15 protein-coding genes, 1 tRNA gene and 1 riboswitch are annotated in these 15,724 nt (G+C 67.1%); of the genes, 9 read left to right on the forward strand and 7 right to left on the reverse strand.

Annotated elements, in window-relative coordinates; all coding sequences use genetic code 11:
* Positions 1-6: 6 nt before the first annotated feature.
* Genes ACSQ4M_RS25015 through ACSQ4M_RS25035 form a run of 5 tightly spaced genes read left to right on the forward strand, consistent with a single transcriptional unit; the run spans position 7 to position 4,674 of the window.
* Positions 7-789, forward strand: a complete 783-nt coding sequence (locus tag ACSQ4M_RS25015; protein WP_436192100.1) for an oxepin-CoA hydrolase, alternative type — start codon at positions 7-9, stop codon at positions 787-789.
* A gap of 45 nt (positions 790-834) precedes the next feature.
* Entirely contained in the window at positions 835-1,554 is a 720-nt protein-coding gene (locus ACSQ4M_RS25020) for a Crp/Fnr family transcriptional regulator (RefSeq protein WP_056673616.1), read from the forward strand.
* A 31-nt stretch (positions 1,555-1,585) separates the two neighbouring features.
* Entirely contained in the window at positions 1,586-2,671 is a 1,086-nt protein-coding gene (locus ACSQ4M_RS25025; RefSeq protein WP_436192101.1) for a phosphotransferase, read from the forward strand.
* 25 nt (positions 2,672-2,696) lie between these two features.
* Positions 2,697-3,968 carry an acyl-CoA dehydrogenase family protein gene (locus tag ACSQ4M_RS25030; RefSeq protein ID WP_436192102.1) on the forward strand — a complete coding sequence of 424 codons (1,272 nt, stop codon included), beginning with the start codon at positions 2,697-2,699 and terminating at the stop codon, positions 3,966-3,968.
* A 13-nt stretch (positions 3,969-3,981) separates the two neighbouring features.
* Positions 3,982-4,674 carry a glutathione S-transferase family protein gene (locus ACSQ4M_RS25035; RefSeq protein ID WP_436192103.1) on the forward strand — a complete coding sequence of 231 codons (693 nt, stop codon included), beginning with the start codon at positions 3,982-3,984 and terminating at the stop codon, positions 4,672-4,674.
* 19 nt (positions 4,675-4,693) lie between these two features.
* Here the strand turns inward: ACSQ4M_RS25035 and ACSQ4M_RS25040 are convergent, their stop codons facing one another.
* The 6 genes from ACSQ4M_RS25040 to thiC form a co-directional block, all read right to left on the reverse strand.
* A complete protein-coding gene (locus tag ACSQ4M_RS25040; protein ID WP_436192104.1) occupies positions 4,694-6,304 on the reverse strand; it encodes a methyl-accepting chemotaxis protein in 1,611 nt (536 codons plus the stop codon).
* A gap of 302 nt (positions 6,305-6,606) precedes the next feature.
* Complete coding sequence (locus ACSQ4M_RS25045; RefSeq protein WP_436192105.1) at positions 6,607-8,199, reverse strand: bifunctional hydroxymethylpyrimidine kinase/phosphomethylpyrimidine kinase; 1,593 nt, start codon at positions 8,197-8,199, stop codon at positions 6,607-6,609.
* A complete protein-coding gene (locus ACSQ4M_RS25050; RefSeq protein ID WP_436192106.1) occupies positions 8,196-9,020 on the reverse strand; it encodes a thiazole synthase in 825 nt (274 codons plus the stop codon). Before ACSQ4M_RS25050 ends, ACSQ4M_RS25045 begins: the two co-directional genes overlap by 4 nt.
* Before the next feature lie 3 nt (positions 9,021-9,023).
* Positions 9,024-9,239 (reverse strand): sulfur carrier protein ThiS, encoded by a 216-nt coding sequence (gene thiS / locus ACSQ4M_RS25055; protein ID WP_436192107.1) that lies wholly within the window; start codon positions 9,237-9,239, stop codon positions 9,024-9,026.
* Complete coding sequence (locus ACSQ4M_RS25060; protein WP_436192108.1) at positions 9,236-10,279, reverse strand: FAD-dependent oxidoreductase; 1,044 nt, start codon at positions 10,277-10,279, stop codon at positions 9,236-9,238. Before ACSQ4M_RS25060 ends, thiS begins: the two co-directional genes overlap by 4 nt.
* Positions 10,279-12,129 carry a phosphomethylpyrimidine synthase ThiC gene (thiC, locus tag ACSQ4M_RS25065; RefSeq protein WP_436192109.1) on the reverse strand — a complete coding sequence of 617 codons (1,851 nt, stop codon included), beginning with the start codon at positions 12,127-12,129 and terminating at the stop codon, positions 10,279-10,281. Before thiC ends, ACSQ4M_RS25060 begins: the two co-directional genes overlap by 1 nt.
* A gap of 92 nt (positions 12,130-12,221) precedes the next feature.
* Positions 12,222-12,330: riboswitch (TPP riboswitch) on the reverse strand.
* A gap of 147 nt (positions 12,331-12,477) precedes the next feature.
* Here thiC and ACSQ4M_RS25070 point away from each other — a divergent pair.
* The 3 genes from ACSQ4M_RS25070 to ACSQ4M_RS25080 all read left to right on the forward strand — a co-directional run bounded on the left by ACSQ4M_RS25070 (position 12,478) and on the right by ACSQ4M_RS25080 (position 14,775).
* Positions 12,478-12,554 (forward strand) — tRNA-Arg (locus ACSQ4M_RS25070).
* Positions 12,555-12,743: 189 nt separating this feature from the next.
* Entirely contained in the window at positions 12,744-14,435 is a 1,692-nt protein-coding gene (locus ACSQ4M_RS25075; RefSeq protein ID WP_436192110.1) for an AIPR family protein, read from the forward strand.
* A gap of 28 nt (positions 14,436-14,463) precedes the next feature.
* Positions 14,464-14,775, forward strand: coding sequence for an HTH-like domain-containing protein (locus ACSQ4M_RS25080; protein WP_436192111.1), 312 nt, complete (start codon positions 14,464-14,466; stop codon positions 14,773-14,775).
* A gap of 42 nt (positions 14,776-14,817) precedes the next feature.
* On the opposite strand, the gene ACSQ4M_RS25085 is transcribed toward ACSQ4M_RS25080, so the two are convergent.
* Entirely contained in the window at positions 14,818-15,102 is a 285-nt protein-coding gene (locus ACSQ4M_RS25085) for a helix-turn-helix domain-containing protein (RefSeq protein ID WP_436192112.1), read from the reverse strand.
* An 81-nt stretch (positions 15,103-15,183) separates the two neighbouring features.
* On the opposite strand from ACSQ4M_RS25085, the gene ACSQ4M_RS25090 reads away from it, so the two are divergent.
* The gene (locus ACSQ4M_RS25090; RefSeq protein WP_436192113.1) at positions 15,184-15,600 is read left to right on the forward strand and encodes a hypothetical protein; all 417 of its coding nucleotides are present in this window, start codon (positions 15,184-15,186) and stop codon (positions 15,598-15,600) included.
* The last annotated feature ends 124 nt before the right edge of the window (positions 15,601-15,724 follow it).

Raw genomic sequence — 15,724 nt, forward strand, 5'->3', positions numbered from 1 at the left:
CGCCCCATGCCCGCCGCCCTGCTCAGCACCCGCCATGGCGCGACCATGGTGCTCACCCTGTCGCACCCGGAGCGCCACAACGCGCTGGGGCCGGATCTCTGGGCCGCCGGCGTCGAGGCCCTGAACGTGGCCGAGTCCAACGCCGAGGTCGCCAGCGTGGTCATCACCGGTGCCGGCGCCCTGTTCAGTGTGGGCCACGACCTGGAGCAGTTGCAGGCCAGCCGGCGCGAGAGCGCCGCGCACCAGGTCGCGCTGACCGAGGGCCTGCACAGCTGGATCGAGGCCATCCGCAGCTTTCCCAAGCCCGTGGTCGCCGCGGTCGAGGGTGCGGCCGCCGATGCCGGCTTCGCGCTCGCGCTGGCCTGCGACTTCATCGTCGCCGCACGCAACGCGCAGTTCGCGCTGGCCGCCAGCGCACTGGGCCTGTCGCCCGACGCGGGCGCCAGCTGGAGCCTGGCGCGCGCGCTGCCGCGCCAGCTGGCTGGCGAATTGCTGATGCTGGGCACGCGCATGAACGCCGAGCGGCTGCACGCGCTGGGCGTGGTCAACCGCATCTGCGGCCCGGGCACGGCGCTCGGCGAAGCCCTGGCGATGGCCGAGCAGATCAATGCGCGCGCGCCGCATGCGGTCGCCAGCGCCAAGGAGCTGCTGGCCCTGGCCGGCAGCGCCACGCTGCCCGAACAACTGGCGTACGAACGCGACCGCTTCGTCACCAACCTGCACCACGCAGGCACCGGCGCGGCCATCGCCGCGTTCCGCGAACAGCGCGGCACGCTCCCGCCCGTTTGATCCGCGCCCCCGGCCGCCCGGCCACAGTCACCCAAAAGACAGACCATGGACGAACCCATTCTTAACATCGCCGAGCGCGAAGCGATCAACGCCGGGCGCTGGTTCTCATCCCTCTCCCCCTCGCTGCGGCACGACATTCTTCGATGCGCCTACGTTCGACGTTACAAGAACGGCGAACTGATCGCCGCCCGCGGCGACATCGCGGAAGAGTGGATCGCCTGCGCCAAGGGCGCGGCCCGCGTGAGCTCCACCTCGATCACGGGCAAGCAGATCACGCTGACCTATGTGGAGCCCGGCATCTGGTTCGGCGATGTGGCCTTCTTCGACAGCGACCGCCGCACCCACGACGTCTACGCACATGGCGCGACCACCATCGTCTGCGTGGCGCGGGCCGACTTCAAGAAGATCCTGGCCGCGCACAGCGAGCTCTACGAAGCGCTGATGTGGTTGCAGTCGCGCCGCATCCGGCTGCTGTTCGGCCTGGTGGAAGACCTCAACACCCTGCCCCTGCGCGCACGCCTGGCCAAGCAGTTGCTGCACCTGGTGCGCAGCTACGGCGTGCCCAGCCTGGAAGATGGCAACGAGGTCCGCATCAGCCTGCAGCTGGCGCAGGAAGAGCTGGCCCAATTGCTGGGAGCCTCGCGCCAACGCGTGAACCAGGAACTCAAGACCATGGAGCGCGAGGAAGCCATCCGCATCGAAGCGACCGGCCTCATCGTGCGCGACCGCGACGCGCTGATGCGCATCGTCGAGACCGACCGCTGAACCACAACACCGACACAGGGAGACAACCCGCATGAGCGAATTCGACCATTTCGAAGGCACCAAGGAAGTCAGCGGCCAGCACGCCTTCGACGTCCAGCGCTTGACCGACTGGCTGGCTGCGCAGCTGCCCGGCTTTGCCGGCCCGCTGCAGGTCGCGCTGTTCAAGGGCGGCCAGTCCAACCCCACCTACAAGCTCACCACGCCCACGCAGCGCTACGTGATGCGCTCCAAGCCCGGCCCCGTCGCCAAGCTGCTGCCCTCGGCCCACGCCATCGAGCGCGAGTTCGCGGTGATGGGCGGCCTGGCGGGCACCGACGTGCCCGTGCCCGCCATGCTGTGCCTGTGCGAGGACGAATCGGTCATCGGCCGCGCCTTCTACATCATGGAGTTCAAGGAAGGCCGCGTGCTGTGGGACCAGGGCCTGCCCGGCATGGACCCAGCCGGCCGCGCCGCCATCTACGACGAGATGAACCGCGTGATCGCCGCGCTGCACAGCGTGGACTTCGCCGCGCGCGGCCTCGCGAACTACGGCAAGCCCGGCAATTACTTCGAGCGCCAGATCGGCCGCTGGAGCAAGCAGTACGTCGCCTCCATCACGCAGCCCATCCCCGAGATGGACAAGCTCATCGACTGGCTGCCGCGCAACATGCCGGCCAGCGCGCGCGACGAGCGCTTCACGAGCATCGTGCACGGCGACTACCGGCTCGACAACACCATGTTCCACGCCAGCGAGCCGCGCATCATCGCGGTGCTGGACTGGGAACTCTCCACGCTGGGCCACCCGCTGGCGGACTTCAGCTACCACTGCATGTCCTGGCACATCAGCCCGGGTCAGTTCCGCGGCATCGCCGGGATCGACCTGAAGGCGCTGGGCATCCCCGCCGAGGCCGACTACATCGCGCGCTACTGTGAGCGCACCGGCTTCGCCACGCCGCAAGACCTCCAGCGCGACTGGAACTTCTACCTGGCCTACAACATGTTCCGCCTGGCCGCGATCCTGCAGGGCATCGCCAAGCGCGCCGAAACCGGAACGGCCTCCAGCGACCGCGCCGCCACCTCGGGCGCAGGCGCACGGCCGCTGGCCGAACTGGCCTGGAAGTTCGCGCAGCAGGCCTGAGCCAACCACCAAGAGGAGACAAGCCATGGATTTTGACTACTCCCCCAAGACCGAAGCCCTGCGCCAGCGCGTGCTGCGCTTCATGGACGAGCACATCTACCCCGCCGAAGCCGTCTACCACGCCGAACTGCAGGCCAACACCGCGGCCGGCAGGCGCTGGACACCGCTGCAGATCATCGAAGACCTCAAGGCCAAGGCCCGCGCGCAGGACCTGTGGAACCTGTTCCTGCCCGAAGACACGGCCGAGTTGTCCGGCTTCAAGGGCGCCGGGCTGACCAACGAGGAGTACGCGCCGCTGGCCGAGATCATGGGCCGCGTGCCCTTCGCCTCCGAGGTCTTCAACTGCTCGGCGCCCGACACCGGCAACATGGAGACCATCGCACGCTACGGCAGCGAGGAGCACCGTGCGCGCTGGCTCAAGCCCCTGCTCGAAGGCCAGATCCGTTCGGCCTTCGCGATGACCGAGCCCGACGTGGCCTCCAGCGACGCCACCAACATCGCCACCCGCATCGAACGCGACGGCGACGACTACGTGATCAACGGCCGCAAGTGGTGGATCTCGGGCGCGGGCGACCCGCGTTGCGCGGTCTACATCACCATGGGCAAGAGCGATCCCGACGCGGCGCGCCACCAGCAGCAGAGCATGGTCCTGGTGCCGGCCGATGCACCCGGCATCACGGTGCTGCGCCCGCTCAACGTGATGGGTTACGACGACGCGCCGCACGGCCACATGGAAATGGTGTTCGAGAACGTGCGCGTGCCGGCCTCCAACATGCTGCTGGGCCAGGGCCGCGGCTTCGAGATCGCCCAGGGCCGCCTGGGCCCGGGCCGCATCCACCACTGCATGCGCCTGATCGGCCTGGCCGAACGCGCGCTGGAGCTCATGTGCCGGCGCGCCGCCTCGCGCGTGGCCTTCGGCAAGACCGTGGCCCAGCAGACCGTCACGCAGGAGCGCATCGCCGAGGCGCGCTGCAAGATCGACATGGCACGCCTGCTCACGCTCAAGACCGCCTGGCTCATGGACAAGGCCGGCAACAAGGTGGCCAAGAACGAGATCGCGATGATCAAGGTCGTCGCGCCCAGCATGGCCTGCCAGGTCATCGACTGGGCCATGCAGGTGCATGGCGGCGGCGGCATGTGCGACGACTTCCCGCTGGCCTTCGCCTACACCCACGCCCGCACGCTGCGCTTTGCCGACGGCCCGGACGAAGTGCACCGCAACGCCATCGCCAAGATGGAGCTGGGCAGGTACTCGGACCGGCCGCAGCAGCACGACATGCCCGTGACCCGATTCTGAGAGGGCTCAGCGCATGATCACCGTCCACAGCTGGGCCACGCCGAACGGCCACAAGGTCCACATCATGCTGGAGGAGTGCGGCCTGCCCTACGAGGTGGTGCCGGTGGACATCGGTGCGGGCGAACAGTTCCGACCTGAATTCCTGCGCATCAGCCCCAACAACAAGATCCCGGCCATCGTCGATCCCGACGGGCCGGACGGCCGCCCCGTCACGCTGTTCGAATCGGGCGCCATCCTGCTGTACCTGGCCGCCAAGACCGGCCAGCTGCTGCCCGAGGGCGACCGCGCGCGTTACGCCGTGCTGCAGTGGCTGATGTTCCAGATGGGCGGGGTCGGCCCCATGCTGGGCCAGAACCACCATTTCCGGCTCTATGCGCCCGAGAAGCTGGACTATCCGATCCAGCGCTACACCGACGAAGCCCGTCGGCTGTACGGCGTGATGGACCGCCAGCTGGCCGACAACGCCCACATCGCCGGGCCCGAATACAGCATCGCCGACATCGCCATCTTCCCCTGGCTGCGCAACTGGCAGAACCAGGGCATCGCCTGGGCCGACTATCCGAACCTGAAGACCTGGTTCGACCGCATCGCCGCACGTCCGGCGGTGCAGCGCGGCGTGGCCGTTCTAGCCGACCTGCGCAAGCCCATCACGGACGACAAGGCGCGCGAAAACCTGTTCGGCGCCACGCAGTACCAGCGCCGCTGAAGCAAGCGGCGCCGGCCGCTCAGGCCGCGGTGAGGGCCGGGCGCGTGGCGTGGCCCAGCACCGGTTCCGTACGGGTGCCTTGCCGCTCCGCGCCCACCTTGAACACCGCCATCGCCTGCACCAGCTGCTCGGCCTGGTGGCGCAGGCTGTCGGCCGCCGCGGCCGATTGCTCGACCAGCGCGGCGTTCTGCTGCGTGGCCTGGTCCATCTGCGTGACCGCCTCGCCCACCTGCGAGACGCCCGCGCTCTGCTCGCTGCTGGCCGCGCTGATCTCGCCCACCAGGTCGCTCACACGCTGGATGGCGCCGACCACCTCCTGCATCGTGCTGCCAGCCTCGCCGACCAGCACCGTGCCCTGCTGCACGCGCTCCACGCTGGTGCCGATCAGGGCCTTGATCTCGCGCGCCGCTTCGGCCGAACGGCCGGCCAGGCTGCGCACCTCGGTCGCCACCACCGCGAAGCCGCGGCCCTGGTCGCCCGCGCGCGCGGCCTCCACGGCCGCGTTGAGCGCCAGGATGTTGGTCTGGAAGGCGATGGAATCGATGGTGCCGATGATGCTGGCGATCTTGCCCGAGCTCTCGTCGATGCCCTTCATGGTGTCGACCACGCGTGCCACGACCTCGCCGCCGCGGCCGGCGACGCTGGAGGCGTTCTCGGCCAGGCTCTTGGCCTGGCGCGCGTTGTCGGCGTTCTGCCGCACGGTGGAGCTGAGCTGCTCCATCGACGCGGCCGTCTCCTCGAGCGCCGAGGCCTGCTGCTCGGTGCGAGCGGACAGGTCGTTGTTGCCGTGTGCGATCTCGGCACTGGCCGTGGCCACGCCGTCGGCATTGCGGCGCACGCCGGCCACCACGCTGGCCAGCTGCTGCTGCATGTCGCGCAGCGCAGCGGACAGGTCGGTCGCTTCGTCTCGGCCTTCGACCTGCACGGCCTGCGTGAGGTCACCGTCCGCGATGCGCCGCGCCACCACGCCGGCCTCGGCCAGCGGCTGCGTGATCGAGCGAGAGATGGCCCAGGCGAACAGGGCGCCAAGCAACACTGCCGCCACACCGCTGGCGATCAGCACGGTCTGGCCCTGGGCGGCGGCGGCCTCGGCCTCCTGCAGCGACTGGGCATAGAGATCCTGCTGGCGCTTCTCCAGCGTGCGGATGCTCTCGCTGTAGGCGGTAGCGAGCGGGCGCAGCGTGCGCTCCAACTCGGCCGACACATCCTCGCCTGCCAGCCGGCGCTTGAGAATCGCGGCACGCGGGGTGCGGTACGCCTCGCGGCGGGCATCGATGTCCTGCAGCATGCGCTTGCCGGCCTCCGTCACCACCAGCTGGTGCAGGCGCTCGCGCGATGCAACGGTGACCTGCGAGGTCTTGTCCATCTCGGACTGCCAGCGTGGGATGCGGCTGGTGTCCGAATCCATCAGCGCCGCCTCGGTGCGCACCCAGTTCAGGTCGATGGTCTGGCGCCAGATGATTGCCGCCTCCTGACGCTCCTTGTCCACCGTGCCAAGCCGATGGGTGGTGGAACTCGACTGGCTGAGCCGCCACACGCCCATGGCCGCGCTGGCGGCCACGATCAACAGGATCACGCCGAACGCCAGCCCCAGCCTGGCGCCGATGCGCAGCTTGCGCAGGCCGCTCATGGTCGGCACTCCGGGTACGCGGTGCGGCGCGCGGGGGAAGAAGCAAGTACGTGCATGGGATCCCTGCGGGTTGGAAGATGGTTCGGCGTGGCAACGCACGAATGCGCACACGCTGTCCATGTCCGGTGCCTCCTGCGGGATGCAACCCAGTCGCCCCATCCTGCGCATTCGCGCTGAACGGGGTCCCTGTGGCTCTGCGTGCGCACGCTCCTTGCGCTGCAGTCGAAAAGTCTAACAGTGCAACAAATATGAAGCAAATAAAGCGATGAATTTGTTGAATCAGAGAAACAGTTTGACGGCGCTCAAGTCCTCAAGGTCGGCCGTGGCCAGGGCACGGAACTGCCTGCCGGTGACGCGGTGGGCCAGTTGCCGGCCAGCGCGGCGCACATGGCCGGCACCGTGGCCGCCGGGTCCTCGCCCAGCATGCGCACGACGCAGATGCCGTCGGCCCCGGCCCCGGCCGCTGCGCTGATCTGCGCAGGCGCGAGGATGCCGCCGATGGCCACCACCGGCGAGCCGGCCATCGCACACCACCAGGCCAGGTTGCCCAGACCCTGGGGTTGCCAGGGCATGGCCTTGGTCAGTGTGGGCCAGACCGGGCCACAGGCGATGTAGGCCGGCGCCAGGCTGCGTGCCCGGGCCAGCTCCCACAGGCTGTGCGAACTGATGCCCAGCGCCAGGCCGCTGGCACGCAGCGCGGCGCGCTGGTCCGGCGCCAGCGCCAGCAGGTCTTCCTGGCCCAGGTGCACGCCGTGCGCGCCATGCCGCGAAGCCAGCTGCCAGTGGTCGTTGACGAACAGGCGTGCGCCCACGGCCCGGCAGGCCGCCGCGGCCTCGGCCACCTGGGCGTGGAGCGCATCCCACCAGACGGGCGTGGCGGCCTCGGGCTGCTTGATGCGCAACTGCACACTGCGAACGCCGCTGGCCAGCACCGCCTGTACGCGGGCCGCGCTGTCGACGATGGCGTACAGGCCCAATGGGCCCGCGCGGCCGGCCGCTGGCGACGCCCAGGCCGGCTCCGCGTCCCAGCCCATGGTGGGCAGCAGGCCCGGCTCGGCATGGAAACCAGCCCGCGCCAGCACCTGGCCCGGGCCGCGCCCGGCCGCATGGCCATGGCGCAGCGCGTGCGTGGCCGCCATCTTGGCCAGCACCACGGCATCGGCCGCGACGAAGCCATGCGCCAGCGCCGCCGCGGCGCTGCTGGCGAACGTACAGCCCGTGGCATGGGTGTTGCCCGTGCCGATGCGCGGCAGCGCGAGCCAGCCGCTGGCCTGCGGGCTGTCCAGCCAGTCCAGCGCCAGGCCGGCTTCCTCCGGTGCGGCGTCGTCGGGCACGTGCCCGGCATCGGCCGGATCGCCGCCCGTGATGCAGACGGATTGCACGCCCAGCGCACGCAGGGCGGCGGCGGCTGCAGGCACCTCGTCGCGGCGCAGGCTGGGCCGCCCCAGCAGCCGCGCGGCCTCGCGCCGGTTCGGCGTGATCAGCGTCGCGCGCGGCAGCAGGTGCGCACGGTAGGCGGCCACCGCGCTGTCGTCGGCGAAGTTGGCACCGCTGCTCGCGCCCAGCACGGGGTCGACCACGAGCGGCAGGCCGGGAGCCGCCTCGCGCAGGCGGTCCGCCCAGGCGGCCACGCTGCGCATCTGGGCGGCGTCCGCGAGCAGCCCGGTCTTGAGCGCGGCCGGCGGCATGTCGGCCTCCAGCGCGGCCAGTTGCGCGTCCAGCAGCTGCGGGCTGACCGCCTCCACGCGCGTGACGGCCTGCGAGTTCTGCGCCGTGACGGCGGCCACCACGCCGCAGTAGTGGGTATCGGGCCAGGCGTCCAGCGCACGCTGGTCGGCGGCAAGGCCGGCGCCGCCGCTGCTGTCGGTGCCGGCGATGCTCCAGACGCGCTTCATGCTGCGCCTCCTAGCAGCAGCGGCGCGCCGCCCACCGGCGTGCTGGGCACGGCGAAGTCCTGGCGCGCCATCACGCCGGCCTGCCAGGCCGCCCTGCCCGCCTGCACGGCCGCGCGGAAAGCACCGGCCATGCGCACCGGATCGCGCGCCTGCGCCACGGCCGAGTTCAGCAGCACGGCGTCGAAACCGAGTTCCAGCGCCTGCGCCGCGTGCGAAGGCGCGCCGATGCCCGCATCGACGATCAGCGTGGCGTCCGGCAAGCGCTCGCGCAGCGTGCGCAGCGCGAACGGATTCAGCAGCCCGTGGCCCGAACCGATCGGCGCACCCCAAGGCATGAGCACGGGGCAGCCCGCGTCGAGCAGACGGCGGCTCAGCACCAGGTCGTCCGTGCAATAGGGCCAGACCACGAAGCCCTCGCGCACGAGCTGCTGCGCGGCCTGCAGCAGTTCGAAGGGGTCGGGCTGCAGCGTGTGTTCGTCGCCCACCACCTCGAGCTTGAGCCAGGGCGTGTCGTAGAGCTCGCGTGCCATCTGCGCCAGTTGCACGGCCTCGCGTGCCGTGCGGCAGCCCGCTGTGTTCGGCAGCAGCCGCGCGCCCTGTTGCTGCACTGCCGCGCGCACAATGGCGACGAAGCCGTTGTCGCCGCCCGCCGCGAGTGCGCGCTTGAGGCCCACGGTGACGACCTCGGCGCCCGCGGCCGCGATGGCCTCGCCCAAGACGTGGGGCGAGGGGTAGCCGGCCGTGCCGAGCAGGAAGCGGCTCGTGAGAGAAATGCCGGCAACCTGCCAGCGGTCATCGTTCGGTGCTCCAGCGTCAGGCATGGCTCATCCTCCGGTGATGGGTTGGAACAGCACGACGGCATCGCCAGCGTGCAGCGCGAGGTCGTGGCGGTGGCCGCGGGCGACGAAGACGCCGTTGACGGCCGTGCCCACGGCCTCGGGCCGGTGGCCGAGCGCGTCGACCAGCGCGGCCAGCGTGCTGCCCGCGGCCAGCGCATGCGGCTGGCCGTCCAGCACGATGGGGACGGTGTCCGGCGTCATGCGGCCTCCCCTTGGCGCAGAAGCGCCAGCGCATCGTCGACAAGCGCCGGCGCCATCAGCCAGCCATGGCGGAACAGGCCATTGATGCGCAGCAGCCCTTCTTCGTGCTCGGTGCGCGGCAGGTGGTCCGGCAGCGCCGGCCGCAGGTGCCGGTCCAGCCGCAGGATTCTTGCCTCGGCCAGCATGGGCAGCACGCTGTGCGCCGCGCTCATGAGCTCCACGGCACTCTTGAGCGAGACCGGCGAGCGGTCCTCGCTCTCGATCTCGGTCGCGCCCAGGAACAGCAGATCGTCCGGCCGCGGCACGAGGTAGACACGGTGGCGCGGGTGCACGAGGCGCAGGGGGCGTGTGAGGCCGTGGCCGGGCGCGTGCAGCCAGACGGTTTCGCCGCGCACGCCGCGCAGCGGCAGGCTTGGTGCGGCCCCCAGCCCACGCACATCGACCACGCAGTCGAACGCGGCGCTGCTGCCGTCGGCGAATTGCAGTCGCCCGGGCACCACTTGTGCGACGGGCCGCTGCCAATGCCAGGTCACGCCCTCGGCCGCCGCATGCAGGGCCGCCAGCGTGGCCAGCGGATCGATCTGCGCCTCGCCCGGCAGCAGCCAGGCATGGGCCGGTGGCGGCAGCGCGGGTTCTAGCCGCGCCAGCGCGGCCGCGTCCAGCGCTTCGGGTGCGGCATGCGTCTCCTCGGCCAGCCGCGCCAGCACGCGCTGCGCGCTGGCCAGGTCGCTGCGGTGCGCCACGAGCAGGCTGCCGCGCTCGGCGAAGAATGGCCGCGGCGCGTGCAGCGCCGCGACGATGCCGCGCCACAGCGCAATCGATCGCCAGCCCAGCGCGGCCACGCGCGCGTCCGCATGGTCGCGCTCGGCCAGCGGACAGAGCATGCCGGCCGCGCTGAACGCGGCCGGGCCCTGCGCGTCGAACGCTGGCGCAGGGCCGGCCGCGGCGTCGAACACCTGCACCTGCGCACCCGCGCGCGCCAGCTGCCAGGCCAGCAGCCGGCCCAGCAGGCCCGCGCCGGCAATGCCGAAGTGCTGCATCAGCTGCGCTCGACCGGGATGTAGAACGCGCCACCGCCGGCCTTGAACTCGGCCGACTTCTGGGCCATGCCGCTGGCCGCGTACTCACGCACCTCCTGCGTGATCTTCATCGAGCAGAACTTCGGGCCGCACATGGAGCAGAAATGCGCGACCTTGCTGGCGTCCTTGGGCAGGGTCTCGTCGTGGAATTCACGCGCGGTGTCGGGGTCCAGGCCCAGGTTGAACTGGTCGGTCCAGCGGAACTCGAAACGCGCCTTGCTGAGCGCGTCGTCGCGCGCACGCGCGCCCGGATGGCCCTTGGCCACGTCGGCCGCGTGCGCGGCGATCTTGTAGGCAATGATGCCCTGCTTGACATCCTCGCGGTCGGGCAGACCCAGGTGTTCCTTGGGCGTCACATAGCACAGCATCGCCGTGCCCATCCAGCCGATCATGGCCGCGCCGATGGCGCTCGCGATGTGGTCGTAGCCCGGCGCGATGTCGATGGTCAAGGGGCCCAGCGTGTAGAACGGCGCCTCGTGGCAGTGCTTGAGCTGCTCGTCCATGTTGGCCTGCACCAGGTGCATGGGCACGTGGCCCGGGCCTTCGATCATGGTCTGCACGTCGTGCTTCCAGGCGATCTGCGTGAGTTCGCCCAGCGTGCGCAGTTCGGCGAACTGGGCCTCGTCGTTGGCGTCGGCCGCGCAGCCGGGGCGCAGGCCGTCGCCGAGCGAGAAGCTCACGTCGTAGGCCTTCATGATCTCGCAGATCTCTTCGAAGTGCGTGTAGAGGAAGCTCTCCTGGTGGTGGGCGATGCACCACTTGGCCATGATGGAGCCACCGCGCGAGACGATGCCCGTCATGCGGTCCGCCGTCAGGTGGATGAAGGGCAGGCGCAGGCCGGCGTGGATGGTGAAGTAGTCCACGCCCTGCTCGGCCTGCTCGATCAGCGTGTCGCGGAAGATGGCCCAGGTGAGGTCTTCGGCCACGCCGCCGACCTTCTCCAGCGCCTGGTAGATCGGCACCGTGCCGATCGGCACCGGGCTGTTGCGCACGATCCAGTCGCGCGTGGTGTGGATGTTGCGGCCGGTGCTGAGGTCCATCACGTTGTCCGCGCCCCAGCGGATCGCCCAGACCAGCTTGTCGACCTCCTCCTCGATGCTGGAGGTCACGGCCGAGTTGCCGATGTTGGCGTTGATTTTCACCAGGAAGTTGCGCCCGATGGCCATGGGCTCGACCTCGGGGTGGTTGATGTTGGCCGGGATGATGGCGCGGCCGCGCGCCACCTCGTCGCGCACGAACTCGGGCGTGATCGGGCCCTTGGGCAGCGCCGCGCCCAGCGGGTTGCCGGCCAGGCGGCGTTCGCGGGCGGCGTCGCGCTGGTACTCGGCCATCCATTCGCGCCGGCCGTTCTCGCGCAGCGCCACGTACTCCATCTCGGGCGTGACGATGCCGCGGCGTGCGTAGTGCATCTGGGTGACGTTGCCACCAGACTTGGCGCGGCGCGGCTGGCGCTGCAGGGCCGCGGCCTCGGCGCGCAACTGGGCCAGCCGCGCATCGTCCTTGCCGCCATCGTCCAGGGCCTGGCGGATGCGGCCTTCGTAGACCTCGGTGTCGGCGCGGCTGGCCAGCCAGGGCGCGCGCAGGGCCGGCAGGCCGCTGCGCACGTCGATGGCGGCCGCCGGGTCGGTGTAGGGGCCCGAGGTGTCGTACAGGTGGATGCGCTCGCCGTTGGTCAACAGCACTTCGCGCAGCGGCACCTGGAGATCAGGGCGCGAACCTTCGAGGTAGACCTTGCGCGAACCGGGAAACGGTTCGCGTGTGAGCGCAAGCCGCTCGGCAAGGGGAACGGCGTGGCGGTCGGGGGCGTTCATGCGGGCAATCTCCTTGGGTTGGATGGATTGCTCCGCATCGGCCGGGATGCACGCACGCACGCCACGGAACACCGTGAGGACGTGCGCAGGCACCCAAGCACTGCAGCTCTTCTTACGCTGGTATGACCCAGATCAAGTTCGCGGTTCCGGCGATCAGGTTCGCCATCTCAGCACGCCATACGTGCACCCCGGAGCGGGGGCGAGTCTAGCGGCGTGTCGCGCAGGGTGTCAATGCGCGGCCGCGCGCCAGCGACTTCGCTATCATCGCGGCCTTCGCACCAACGCCATCTGCGGAGCGCTCCGCAAGCGCAGCACCAAACTGCAGCAAGGAATGGCGCATGTTCAGCACTGCCCGTAGCTCAGTTGGATAGAGCAACAGCCTTCTAAGCTGTGGGTCACAGGTTCGATTCCTGTCGGGCAGGCCAGAAAACTGGCTTCAAGAACAAGCACTTACGACCTTCCCTGCGAAGCCTCAGTCGAGTGCCGGGCGCAGCCCGAACACGAATTCAACACAGACGTGACGGCCCCTAGTTTTTCGAGGGCGGCCGAGGCCAGCCTTCGCTGTGTGATGCAGCGAAGCGGCTATGCTCGCCCCCTTATCAGGGGGTTCGCACATGCATCGGATAGTCAAAGCACATCTAGAAAGCTTTGTGGCAAGTTTTTCGCTGGAGGCCGACGATGAGGCCAAGCAATTTGAAAAATTCGCCACGTACTCGGTCATCTCCAATCGCTTCAGCGGCGCATTCGATCTGGACGATGTTGTCACTGGCGAGGGGGATGAGGGCATCGATGGAGTAACCATCGTAATTGATGAGGCGGTAACTGCATCTATAGAAGATGCGCAGGCCGTATTCGCATCTCCGAGGCGGAATCACGATGTGGATATGGTATTTATCCAGGCGAAACGTTCCGAAGGTTTTGATCTTGGCGACTTCCTCAAATTCAAGGAAGGCGTCCTGCGTTTCACTACCGCGAATCCTTACACCGCTACCGACGAAGTATTGCTGGAGTCGCGCGGGATTTTCGATGTAGTACTGCAGCAAGTTCCCAAATTAAGAAATGGCAGGCCATCATTAATTGCGAGGTTTGTGGCGACCGGAATCTATCAGCAGCCTGATGCCTTGGAGGTTGCGCTTGGAGATTTTCAGAAGCAGGTTGCCGCTCTTGGAATTTTCCATGAAATTGACATCAAGTTTATTGACCGAGACGAATTGACACGTCTTTGGGTTGGAACCTACTCTGGTGTCAACGCCAGTCTTCCCACCTTCAGCACCGCGGCCTTGCCAAACATCGCCGGCATCGATGAAGCTTACCTCGCGGTCGTGAGAGCTAGCGATTTTGTGGGAAATCTTCTGACAACGGAGGATGGGAACCTTAGAACGCAGGTGTTTGAGGAAAATGTCCGCTCATTCCTAGGCCTTGACAACGCTGTCAACCAATCAATCGCGGCAACCCTTGCATCAGAAACGTCGAGCAGATTCCCTGTACTCAACAACGGCATCACCATAGTTAGTCCAGACGTCCAACTGCAAGGCAACACCCTTCATCTCACCAACTTCCAGATCGTCAACGGCTGCCAGACATCTAACGTTCTTTTTGAGAATAAGGATGCGCTCGGCAATGTGATGGTCAATATTAAGGTGGTTGAGACGCAGTTGGAAGACGTCTTTTCGGAGTTGGTTCGCGCCACGAATAGTCAGACAAAGGTTGAGGACAACCAATTTTTGTCGTTGCGCCCAATTGTCCGGAAGGTGGAGCAGTACTTCAATACGTACGAGGGAACAGAGAGTCGCCTGTATTTAGAGCGAAGAGATCGCCAGTATGTGGGGCAAGACATTCCAAACACGCGGATCTTCTCTTTGCACAACGCGGCCAAGTGTGTAGCGGCCATGGCCTGCAATCGCCCAGAGCTAGCATCACGCTATCCAAAGGCAATGTACGAAGAGCTGACCTCCATCATATTTGCGGACGATGTTAAGGAGATTGTCTATTACGCTGCCTGCGTGACCATGTACCGATTTTCTTTACTTGTATCCAACAACACCATTCCACAAAATCTCAAACGATTCAAATGGCACATGCTCCCTGTAGTTTGGGCCATGGTTAATGGAAAAAATACTCCGCCACTAAACTCGCGGCAGGTTGAGCGCCAGGCGCAGGCAGTAATTGACATCATGGGTCAGCATGGCGCCCCTGCCAATGACATCTTTAATCGAGTGGCTACGATTTGCAATGGCTTAGGCGAGGTAACAATTGATCGCTTGAAGCGGCAGGCCATATTGCAAGAAATGCTGGCAATGGTTTGATCGCCGGCGCCAATCACTTCCGTCCAGCATGAAAAATTCGTCAAAAAGCCGCTCAAATGAAGGGCGGAAAGAGATTTCCCCCTCGGATTTGTCGGCAAAAAATTCGAATCCCCTCGTTTATGCTGAGATAACGAAAAAAATCGGTTTAGCTGCCGAGAGCGGCGCCAAAATGGCGATGTTTCACTACCTAGTTTTCAAGAACTACGAAAAGATCGGGAGTGACCATCCGACTGAGTTCTGTAGAAGGGTTGGCGTACCGCTCAGCTATGCGACCGAGTTTCGTAAAATGGTCAATCTCGCGGAATTAGTGAAGAACCAAGGCGCCTTGAAGCCGAAGTAGCGCACCGCCTGTGAATGCTAGTCGCTGGGCGCAACCATTTGGTCAGGCGCGCCCCTTAGTCTTCTTGCCCTTCGGGAGCAGCCCCCGCTCCCGCTGCTTCAAGTACTCACCCAGCAGCTCGGCCGGCGGCACGCCCAGTGCCTCCGAGAACTCCACCAGTTCCACAGCGTCGATCCGGCGCTCCCCACGTTCGCATTTCGACACGAAGGTCTGCGTGTTTCCCAGCCGCTCAGCTAGCTCGACCTGTGACACGCCCATCCGCTTGCGCGCCGCCTTGAGGACGGCCAGCAGGGTCTGGTAGTCGGGGTTGTGGGTCGATTGGGACATGCGTGCGCTGACTTGCAGGGCGTCGCATGCTAAAGTTCATATTGGATTAGTCCAAAATAGACTATTTATGCATGAGGTCCCATGAAGCGTGTTTCCCTCCTTCTCTCTGTGCTCGCGGGTGCACTCGTGCTCGGCGCCGTGCTCGCCCCGCGCAAAGATCCAGCGATTGCCGCCGAGCCTGAGAAGAAGGCAGCCCCTGAGAAGCCACTCACCGCCGCCGAAAAGAAGGCCCAGCAAGAGAAGTTCTTCGGGCCTGAGACCATCGTCGCGGCCCAACGCGCTGTACGGGCAACGCTGAAAGATCCCGACTCGGCCCAGTTCAAGGAGGTCTATGCGAACTACACCGAGGCCTTCGATCTGGTCGCGTGCGGGAGCGTCAACGCAAAGAACAGCGTTGGTGGATACACGGGGTTTAAGCGCTTCGTCTCCAGCGGCAAGAGCGTGATCCTGGAGGGCCGCGACAACCTGGCCGATGCCTGGGCGAAGGCCTGTCGATAGCCCATCGGTCTCACCAGGCAGCCCGTGCCGCATCCGGGCGCCTTGTTCCTGGGGCTAAGCAGCGCTCGGCCGTCCAGACTCTCCGTGGCCTCACCAGATCGGCCGTGAGGCGCGTTGGTGTACT

This window comes from Pseudorhodoferax sp. LjRoot39 (assembly GCF_964253035.1).
In the GTDB taxonomy this organism is placed as follows: domain Bacteria; phylum Pseudomonadota; class Gammaproteobacteria; order Burkholderiales; family Burkholderiaceae_C; genus Pseudorhodoferax.

Excerpts from the sequence above, each read along its gene's own strand:
- ACSQ4M_RS25015 (WP_436192100.1), top strand. The coding sequence starts at position 7 with ATGCCCGCCGCCCTGCTCAGCACCCGCCATGGCGCGACCATGGTGCTC.
- ACSQ4M_RS25020 (WP_056673616.1), top strand. The coding sequence starts at position 835 with ATGGACGAACCCATTCTTAACATCGCCGAGCGCGAAGCGATCAACGCC.
- ACSQ4M_RS25025 (WP_436192101.1), top strand. The coding sequence starts at position 1,586 with ATGAGCGAATTCGACCATTTCGAAGGCACCAAGGAAGTCAGCGGCCAG.
- ACSQ4M_RS25030 (WP_436192102.1), top strand. The coding sequence starts at position 2,697 with ATGGATTTTGACTACTCCCCCAAGACCGAAGCCCTGCGCCAGCGCGTG.
- ACSQ4M_RS25035 (WP_436192103.1), top strand. The coding sequence starts at position 3,982 with ATGATCACCGTCCACAGCTGGGCCACGCCGAACGGCCACAAGGTCCAC.
- ACSQ4M_RS25040 (WP_436192104.1), bottom strand. The coding sequence starts at position 6,304 with ATGAGCGGCCTGCGCAAGCTGCGCATCGGCGCCAGGCTGGGGCTGGCG.
- ACSQ4M_RS25045 (WP_436192105.1), bottom strand. The coding sequence starts at position 8,199 with ATGAAGCGCGTCTGGAGCATCGCCGGCACCGACAGCAGCGGCGGCGCC.
- ACSQ4M_RS25050 (WP_436192106.1), bottom strand. The coding sequence starts at position 9,020 with ATGCCTGACGCTGGAGCACCGAACGATGACCGCTGGCAGGTTGCCGGC.
- thiS (WP_436192107.1), bottom strand. The coding sequence starts at position 9,239 with ATGACGCCGGACACCGTCCCCATCGTGCTGGACGGCCAGCCGCATGCG.
- ACSQ4M_RS25060 (WP_436192108.1), bottom strand. The coding sequence starts at position 10,279 with ATGCAGCACTTCGGCATTGCCGGCGCGGGCCTGCTGGGCCGGCTGCTG.
- thiC (WP_436192109.1), bottom strand. The coding sequence starts at position 12,129 with ATGAACGCCCCCGACCGCCACGCCGTTCCCCTTGCCGAGCGGCTTGCG.
- ACSQ4M_RS25075 (WP_436192110.1), top strand. The coding sequence starts at position 12,744 with ATGCATCGGATAGTCAAAGCACATCTAGAAAGCTTTGTGGCAAGTTTT.
- ACSQ4M_RS25080 (WP_436192111.1), top strand. The coding sequence starts at position 14,464 with ATGAAAAATTCGTCAAAAAGCCGCTCAAATGAAGGGCGGAAAGAGATT.
- ACSQ4M_RS25085 (WP_436192112.1), bottom strand. The coding sequence starts at position 15,102 with ATGTCCCAATCGACCCACAACCCCGACTACCAGACCCTGCTGGCCGTC.
- ACSQ4M_RS25090 (WP_436192113.1), top strand. The coding sequence starts at position 15,184 with ATGAAGCGTGTTTCCCTCCTTCTCTCTGTGCTCGCGGGTGCACTCGTG.